Origin of the sequence: Kamptonema animale CS-326, from assembly GCF_028330895.1 — a bacterium.
GTDB classification, from domain to species: Bacteria; Cyanobacteriota; Cyanobacteriia; order Cyanobacteriales; family Microcoleaceae; genus Kamptonema; species Kamptonema formosum.
Genome location: NZ_JAQMUA010000058.1, coordinates 1 through 5,529, shown reverse-complemented (window position 1 = coordinate 5,529; position 5,529 = coordinate 1). Strand labels below are relative to the sequence as shown.

Below are 5,529 nucleotides of genomic sequence, written 5' to 3'. Positions count from 1 at the left end.
TCGCAATGGGGAGGGACGAGCTAATGGGAATTTGGGCAATGCCTACCAATCCCTGGGAGACTACCCCCGTGCCATTAAATTTCACGAGAAATGGTTGGAAATAGCCAGAGAAATTGGCGATCGCGATGGGGAGGGAGGAGCTTATGGGAATTTGGGCATTGCCTACGATTCTCTGGGAGACTACCGCCTGGCGATTGAATATCACCAGAAACGCTTGCAAATAGCGAGAGAACTTAGTGATCGCGGTGGGGAGGGACGAGCTTATGGGAATTTGGGGATTGCCTACGCGGGTCTAAAGCAATACCAAGAGGCGATAAAATACCATGAACAATCTTTAGCAATTGAACAAGAAATCGAGAATCGTCACTGTGAAGCTTTATCTCTTCAAGCTTTAGCTATTTTGTATCAGCAAGTTGGGAGAATTCAAGAAGGATTTGCCGCCGGATATCAAGCTAATCAAATCTTACAAGAACTAGAGCTACCTCTTAATGCTATGCCTTATCCTAACTGGATGAAAGCAATAGGAAGATTTGCACAACGAGGTAAGTGGCAACTAGGTTTGTTATTTTTGGGAGGGTTGGTTGCCTTTCCCTTTTTCCTAGTTTGGATTGTAGCGTTGATGTTGTGGCGATTGCTCCGCGCTCAATTAAAACGGAGGTAGAATTTAGTAGGAAATGGCAACAGCTAAAGGCCGACATTGGCAACTAATTTTCTATTTTTTCCCGTTGGGTTTCGCGATGGGTTCGCTCGGTCTTCAGGAGGTAGGGGAAAATCCCATTTTAAATCTAATCGTCTTGACTTTTGTGCAAAATCAGGTTAATATTAGTACACTTTATTAATAAAAATCCAGCCTTAAAGGTAAGAAAAAATATGACACAAACAACTGTAGGATTGCAGATCCCATTTCAATCCCTAGTAGATGCGATTACCTCACTAGGAGTTGATGAAAAACGCAGACTTTGGGAAATATTAGAGTCAGAAATAGGTCAACTAGAGGAAGATTTGTTAGAGTCAGATCCAATGGTAAAAGCAGAAATTGAGGAAGCTCGCCTTGCTTATCAAACAGGAGACTATCAAACTATAGATCGGTATGACCTATTTAAGCCCTAACGCCATCATTCCTGAAGCTAAGCTAACGAAATATTTGCTAGTCAGGAAACAAAAAGACGGCAAATCTCAATTTCTTGCTCAAGCTGGTTATCAACTTGATAACTGGCAAAAGCTAGAAGAAGACTTGCGAACCCAAATCCTGCCCTTAGAAGCCATTTTAGTCAAACAAACCGAATGGGGAATAAACTATAATATTATTGGTTCTCTCACTGGCCCTAATGGAGTTACTTTAAAGGTAATAACAGGGTGGATTGTAAATTTTAATCCTCCAGAAACCAGGTTTGTGACCTTAGTGCCAAACAAAAAAGCTTAATATTTACCATCAGTGGAAATAACAAGGAGATTTAGCGATGAAATTCAATCTTTTTACCCAAGTAGCTTTGCGCCAAGACATCCCAGAGTATAACCTAAAAAAAGGGGATGTAGCAACTATCGTAGATTATCACTCTAGCTCCAATGGTGGAGAAGAAGGCTACAGTTTAGAAGGCTTCAATCTTCCCGAAAATTGCGCCGAAATTTTTATTACCGTAGGTGCAGATCAAATTGAATTAAGCGAAGGGAAAAAAATTGCCGTAGCTTATTCTTCTTGCAACCAATCATCATAACCGCAAGCAAGTAAACGTTCCTTTACCTTGGAAATTGGCACATCACTAGACTGCACGCTATAGACATCATTCAGAACAATATAATAATCTTTTCCCGTGTAATAAGCGATAACTTCTGCTAAATTTCGATCCGACATTTGCTCGTAAAGGAGTGCCAAAAGCGGCAGATAATCTTCCTGGTTAATTCCATTAGGAAAAGCACGTCCAATTAGCTTATAGGTACTCAACAAATAAGGTGCAATAGTAACTTCAGCTTGCATAGTTATTTTCCTGTTAAACGGCAGGGAAGATGGCAAAATACGCTAAAATCTAAATTTAGCATTTAAAGTATCTGCGTACAAATAAATATATTATGACCCAAACCTTACCAATCGAGCGCACCCTCAAAACATTCAGTCAACTGCAAACCCAATTCCATCTGCAACGCAGCACAGACGACCAATTTTTTACCGAATGGTTAAACACTAACGACGAACTAACAGAAAAAGAACAACAAACCCTCAATACCATTCAGCAAAAATACTTTTATCAACTCTCCGATAGTCAACTGGGAGAAGAAACAATTAAATTAATTGTGCTATCCCCCCTCCTAGATTTAGCTGGATTCTTTGACCCTCCCTTTCGCTTTCAAACTGAAGCAACTGTACAAATTCAAGTAGAAAGTAACGATGTAATTTATCGAGGACGCATTGATGCACTGGTGCTGCAAGAAAAGCTGTGGATTGTAGTCATAGAATCCAAAGAAACCAGCTTTTCCTTAGAACTTGCGTTACCGCAAACCTTAGCTTATATGTTAGCGAATCCTCAGCCAGAAAAACCAGTTTTTGGCATGGTAACAAATGGGGGAAATTTTATCTTTGTCAAGCAACAAATTAAGGAATTTCCCCAATATGAATTATCTAATGTATTTTCCCTGCTCCCACGTCGCAATCAACTGTATGATGTATTGCAAATTCTCAAACGTCTGGGAAGAATTGCCAGTGAGTCTTGTTAATCCGAAAGCCAGGGACTAAAGTCCCTGGCTAATAGCTTAAGTCCTCTGAAGAGGACTGAGAAGAAGACTTTTAAACTTAATTAGTCCTCTTCAGAGGACTTGAGCTTTGAGGCAGGGGTTTTAACCCTTGCCGGACGGTCGATTTAGATTTATTATCGTACCATGAAACCCTATCAACAAATCCCAATAATCGATTGCAACGAACCCCTCGTTCCCATTCCCTTAGAACTATTTGCCATCGAAATCCCCCACGCCTACCAAAAATTAGGCGCACCTTATCCCCCCAGCAAAGCAGATTCACCTTACTACCTCCGCCAAGGCGTTCTTAATAGCTTAATTACTGCTCAAACCTATCTTCAGCAACAGCATCCAGAGTTAAAAATTATGATCTTCGATGCTTATCGCCCCGTAGAAGTCCAACAATTTATGGTAGATTATACTTTTACAGAAATTGCCAAAGCTCAAGGCTATAAATTCCCCATTTCTGAAGAGAAACGCCAACATATCCTAGAACAAGTTTATCAATTTTGGGCCGTTCCCAGCCTCGATCCAACTACACCGCCACCTCATAGTACAGGTGCAGCCTTAGATGTGACAATAGTAGATAAAAATCATCAGCCAATTGATATGGGTTCGGCCATTGATGAAGTTTCCCCCCGTTCCTATCCCGATTATTTTGCTAATAGTAATAGTGTCGTAGAACAACAATATCATCAAAATCGGCAATTATTAAAAGAGGCGATGTTTGGAGCAGGATTTAAACAGCATTTTAACGAGTGGTGGCATTTTTCTCTGGGCGATCAAATGTGGGCTTGGTTAACTAATCAAGAGGATGATAGCGATCGAGTTATTGCTAAATATGGTCGCGCGAACAACTAAAAGTTTAACCAGCACAGGCGTTTGCTGAGCTTGTCAAAGTGCAAGTTTTGTGGGTGCAGACGCGGTTGCAAACGCCGAGTAGTTACTAGATAAATCGGAAGATGGGACTATAAAGGCTGAAGATGAATTGTCAAGCGATCGCCCGCTCCAATTTACTCAAAATCGGTTTGAGTAAATCCCTCATCAGTATAAATAATCGTCCCCTCCTTTTCAATCGACGAACGGCTGGAAACCAAACTCTCCCTCTTTTGTGCAGCATCAGCAGTCAAACTACCAGAAGATCGCCTAGAGAAAGGTGTTTTTCTTCTGATCTCTGGATTGGGTACTTCCATCCGTACTCGAATTTTCGGCCCCGAATTACCCAAACGAATCATCATCCCATCCACCAAAGGTACTTGAGCGATCGCGCGATCGTCTACATAGGTTCCATTCGCACCAAAATTAATAATTTCCCAACCAGAAGGATTTTTCCATAGCTCTACATGGTGTCGAGAAACCACAGCACTGTAAATAATTACATCATTATCGGTGGCTCGACCAATCCGAACTACGGATTCAGATTCAAAACTCCAGCTTTGAACCGGCACAGACTGGGTAGGATGCAGCAGGGTAAGCGTAATCACTGATGTTCCTAATAATATTTCAATCCAATTGACGCTCTATACCTGTCAGTAGAACTTAAAATCTAGCTGGAGGATGAATAGCACGCCCTTGTAAAGGTAGTTAATTCTATGATGAATCCCCACAGAGGTTAGTGTCAAGTTACTGCTGAGCCGCTGGACTGTTAATGTTGAGTTTATACAGAGTGCTATTGAGATTTCCTATCAGATTCTTCAGCAAGTCAAAGAGCGAGTGGATCTGTTGCAGAGCAATATTTTAATGTGAGATTAAAATTAGTTAAATTCCTTTACTTTAAGGATTTAGACAATTTAACTTCAGAATTGGCAGTTAGCGGTTAACAGTTAACAGTTAACTGTTAACAGAATTATTTCATCTCCTCAATTCTGGCATTCAAACCATTAGCTACAAACATTTGTAATAGTGCCTCAGCCTTTTCTCGCTCTCGAAAAGCCCCCGCTTGCATCACTGACTGCCCGTTGACAAAGGTACGAAAAGCACCCGGTGCGATCGCGCGTACTCTCCCCAGCTCCCGTTCTCCCTGAGCCTGAACTATTACCCGATAGCGCAAACCCAAAACGGCCCCGTTTGCACTTAAGGAATTTTGCTCCCCCTCAGACAAAGAATTGCTACCTCCCAAACCACTGGGAACATAACCGCCGCTACCGATGGGGATGCTGGAACTGGGAACAGGGAGTACACCTTGTGAGAAAACGGGAGTGAGATTTTCGTTAGAAGTAGCGATCGCATCTCTCGTCACAGGAAAGGATGTAGAACTATTTTCAGGAGTCGGTACTGGAATTTCGACTGCTCCTGCGGGAATGGGCGATCGCTCTGGAGCTCTGGGTATGGGAATCGGCAAGGGCCGAGGAGTGGGTACAGGTCGATTTTCTACTGGCGGTAACGATACCGTCGGCAAGGGTCGAGGAGAGGGTGTAGGTTGGCTCTCCACGGTTGGTACAGGAATCGGTAAGGGTCGAGGATAAGGTGTAGGTTGGCTCCCCACCGTTGGTACAGGAATCGGCAAGGGCCGAGGAGTCCTGGGATCATTTCTGGGAGTTGGAGCTGGGGGATTGTATACTGGTTGCGAATCCGCCACAGGGCCAATAATTGGCCGATCGTCGCGATTTAACGGCGGCAAAATAGCCGTCGTGGGGCGAAAGGTTCCCGCTATATCTAGCCGCCCAACAGTGCGGTTACTGACTAATTGATTGCCGTAAGCAGGAATAATTTCGCTAGTCGCAGTGCTGTTCACATCGTAGCGGCCATTATTGCGGATCACATTGCTCCCTGGTTCTGCGGAAGTGCCCAAGTCTGGGAGCG

The 5,529-nt window shown here is 43.0% G+C and carries 8 protein-coding genes and 1 pseudogene; 6 read left to right on the top strand and 3 right to left on the bottom strand.

Annotated elements, in window-relative coordinates:
- From PN499_RS03445 to PN499_RS03430, 4 genes are all read left to right on the top strand, one after another.
- On the top strand, positions 1-661 hold a 661-nt coding region (locus PN499_RS03445; protein ID WP_272030287.1), incomplete at its 5' end, for a tetratricopeptide repeat protein.
- 209 nt (positions 662-870) lie between these two features.
- Entirely contained in the window at positions 871-1,110 is a 240-nt protein-coding gene (locus PN499_RS03440) for a hypothetical protein (protein ID WP_272030286.1), read from the top strand.
- Positions 1,091-1,423, top strand: a complete 333-nt coding sequence (locus tag PN499_RS03435; protein WP_272030285.1) for a DUF6883 domain-containing protein — start codon at positions 1,091-1,093, stop codon at positions 1,421-1,423. Before PN499_RS03440 ends, PN499_RS03435 begins: the two co-directional genes overlap by 20 nt.
- A 37-nt stretch (positions 1,424-1,460) precedes the next feature.
- Positions 1,461-1,715 (top strand): DUF4926 domain-containing protein, encoded by a 255-nt coding sequence (locus PN499_RS03430; protein WP_272030284.1) that lies wholly within the window; start codon positions 1,461-1,463, stop codon positions 1,713-1,715.
- Here the strand turns inward: PN499_RS03430 and PN499_RS03425 are convergent.
- Positions 1,688-1,975, bottom strand: coding sequence for a DUF3349 domain-containing protein (locus PN499_RS03425; RefSeq protein WP_272030283.1), 288 nt, complete (start codon positions 1,973-1,975; stop codon positions 1,688-1,690). The genes PN499_RS03430 and PN499_RS03425 overlap by 28 nt on opposite strands.
- A gap of 92 nt (positions 1,976-2,067) precedes the next feature.
- Between PN499_RS03425 and PN499_RS03420 the strand changes: the two genes are divergently transcribed.
- Both PN499_RS03420 and PN499_RS03415 read left to right on the top strand, forming a co-directional pair.
- Positions 2,068-2,709 carry a type I restriction endonuclease gene (locus PN499_RS03420; RefSeq protein WP_272030281.1) on the top strand — a complete coding sequence of 214 codons (642 nt, stop codon included), beginning with the start codon at positions 2,068-2,070 and terminating at the stop codon, positions 2,707-2,709.
- Between the two features lie 162 nt (positions 2,710-2,871).
- A complete protein-coding gene (locus tag PN499_RS03415) occupies positions 2,872-3,588 on the top strand; it encodes a M15 family metallopeptidase (protein ID WP_272030280.1) in 717 nt (238 codons plus the stop codon).
- A 152-nt stretch (positions 3,589-3,740) separates the two neighbouring features.
- Here the strand turns inward: PN499_RS03415 and PN499_RS03410 are convergent, their stop codons facing one another.
- Together PN499_RS03410 and PN499_RS03405 are read right to left on the bottom strand one after the other, a co-directional pair.
- Positions 3,741-4,211, bottom strand: a complete 471-nt coding sequence (locus PN499_RS03410; protein WP_272030279.1) for an FHA domain-containing protein — start codon at positions 4,209-4,211, stop codon at positions 3,741-3,743.
- Positions 4,212-4,573: 362 nt separating this feature from the next.
- Positions 4,574-5,529 (bottom strand): annotated as a pseudogene (locus PN499_RS03405) (DUF1565 domain-containing protein); the annotation flags it as partial.